Raw genomic sequence first — 2,286 nt, forward strand, 5'->3', positions numbered from 1 at the left:
ACGGATCCTCAATCAACTCGGCCTGTTGCAGACCGATCGGTCACAACGCGCCGAACTGATCGATCAGTTGCTGCGTCTTGATCTACCGCTTTTGATGGTCTCGCTGGAACAACTCGGTCCACTTTCGACGGAGGAATTGCAACCAGCAATCATCAATGTCCGTGATGCAGAGCGACCGTCCGATCAACGGCTTCGCGCGGCAATCATGATCGCAAACCAGTCTGCGGATCAGGGCGACGAAACAGTGCGTCTGTCGGATGAGGAATCTGAAGCGATCGTCGCGGAACTGCTGCGACACGCATCCATCGCACCACAGGACAACCTCTACCTGATTGACGGCCTGTCGCCGATTCGTGAATCGATCGTTCCTGCGCTCTTGGATCGCGCCCTGCAACCGGTCGACTCGCCGATTCGATCGCTGTCCACGGCGTTTGTGATTCAATTCCTACGCGATCGACCAACCGAACTGCTCGATTTCTTTCTCGACGCGTCCTTTGAGCAACACTCGACGATCCTTGCGACCTTGGCAGACCAGTTGCCACAGACCGCGGATCAAATCCGAAGAATCGTGTTCACGGACCTGGACCCAAATCTTCCAGAACCCGATTACGATCATTTGGCACGACGTCGCGGTGTGGCAGCCGCACTGCTGCACCGTCTGGGCCAGTCCGAATCGACGTGGCCCCTGTTGCGGCAGACAACGTGGCCGCACACGCGGGGTTACATGATCAACCGGATCGGGCCACTCGGTGGAGAGCTTGAACGTTTGCTGAGCCGATTTTCACGCGACCCAGATCCTACCGTCCGCCGCGCCTTGTTGCTCGCGATGGGAGACTTTCCGTGGCGGGACGTCTCCCCGCCGACACGGTCACAGGCAATGATGGTCGCAAAGGATTCGTTCATCAACGACCCCGATGCGGGAATTCATTCGGCAGCCCAATGGTTATTGATGCGGTGGGGCCAAACGGATTGGTTGCGCGCCGAAATTCAGCGGCAATCGGCATTGTCTGTCGATTCGCGCAAGAATTGGTTCGTCAACGCCGCGGGCCAAACGATGGCCATTCTCGACGCACGGGATGACCCCAACATCGGTCGGGTGTTTGCGATTTCCACGGGAGAGGTGACGGTCGGACAATTTATTCAATTCGATCCCGAACACACGTATTACGAATACCGGTCGCCAACCGATGATTGTCCCGTCGGACTGACCGATTGGTTCGATTGCGTGTCGTATTGTCGCTGGTTGAGTGAACGGCTCGGCGCAACTCCGGAGAACTGTTATCCGGCCGAGCTTTCCCAAGACAACCCGGAAGTGGCCTGCGACGCCGTGCTGGAAAGTGGTTCCTATCGGTTGCCGACTTGCTACGAATGGCGATTCGCGTGTGCGGCACTGACCACTTCACGTTGCTATTTCGGCTACTCTGATTCGCTCGCCGACGACTACTATTGGTACTACGAGACTTCACTGACCGAGGATGGCGAGAACCGGTACCATCCGGCCGGAACGAAAATGCCGAACGATTTTGGCATGTTTGCGATGTACGATGGCGTGCGTGAGTGGTGCCATAATCTGAAAGATCACCGCCGCTATGTGATGGGGCAATCCAGCAGCAACAACAAAGACAGGGCGTCCACGCAGCTGGACGTGCCGGTGAACAAGTTGCCCGCCGATCTGCCGCTGTCAATCAACGGCTTTTACGGTTTACGCGTTGCCAAGACAATCACGCGGTGAGAGTGATTCGCAAGTCGATCGACGTCAGGACGATTGTCATCAAGAGGCCGGTTTTTGCAGTAGGACGTAGCGGCTTCGGAATCCGTCCAAATTGTGACTCTGAATGAGCGCGGGCTTGGGGGCCGGGGCGGGTTCGGCCGTTGGCGCGTCGTCCGCGTCGGACTCGTCTTCCTCTTCCTCTTCCTCTTCCCCGTCTTCTTCTTCCGGTTCGACCGGCAGGTAGGGCTGTTGGACTTCGCTGCCGCGACCGTCTCCGTTGTCATCGAGTTGGGCGTGTTCGGTTTGCAGTCGGTCGATGCCGCGAAAACGCGCGGTGATTTCGATGCTGGTGGCCAAGTACAGGTCCAGCAGGGAAAGCGTTCCGTCGCCGTCGATGTCGTGCAGTGATTGGGTGTCGGCGCTGCCGTCGAGCACCGCGGCCAACGCGTACGGCATCTCCGTTGCCGTGAATTCCAGATCCGCTTCGGTCGCGGTCATGATGATGCGTCCCGGACGCGCCAGCGGTTTGATCCAAAACCCGCTCAACGGTTGAGTCAACCAGAACACTTGTTCGC

Annotated in this window: 1 protein-coding gene and 1 pseudogene; one reads left to right on the forward strand and one right to left on the reverse strand. The window is 57.9% G+C overall.

Features of this window, described 5'->3' with window-relative positions; translation table 11 throughout:
• Positions 1–1,732 (forward strand): formylglycine-generating enzyme family protein (locus tag ABX749_RS30085; protein ID WP_372899285.1); only part of this gene is annotated, 1,732 nt, incomplete at its 5' end.
• A 39-nt stretch (positions 1,733–1,771) separates the two neighbouring features.
• Here ABX749_RS30085 and ABX749_RS30090 read toward each other — a convergent pair.
• Positions 1,772–2,286: pseudogene (locus ABX749_RS30090) on the reverse strand (hypothetical protein); the annotation flags it as partial.

Source organism: Stieleria sp. (genome assembly GCF_041595215.1).
In the GTDB taxonomy this organism is placed as follows: domain Bacteria; phylum Planctomycetota; class Planctomycetia; order Pirellulales; family Pirellulaceae; genus Stieleria; species Stieleria magnilauensis.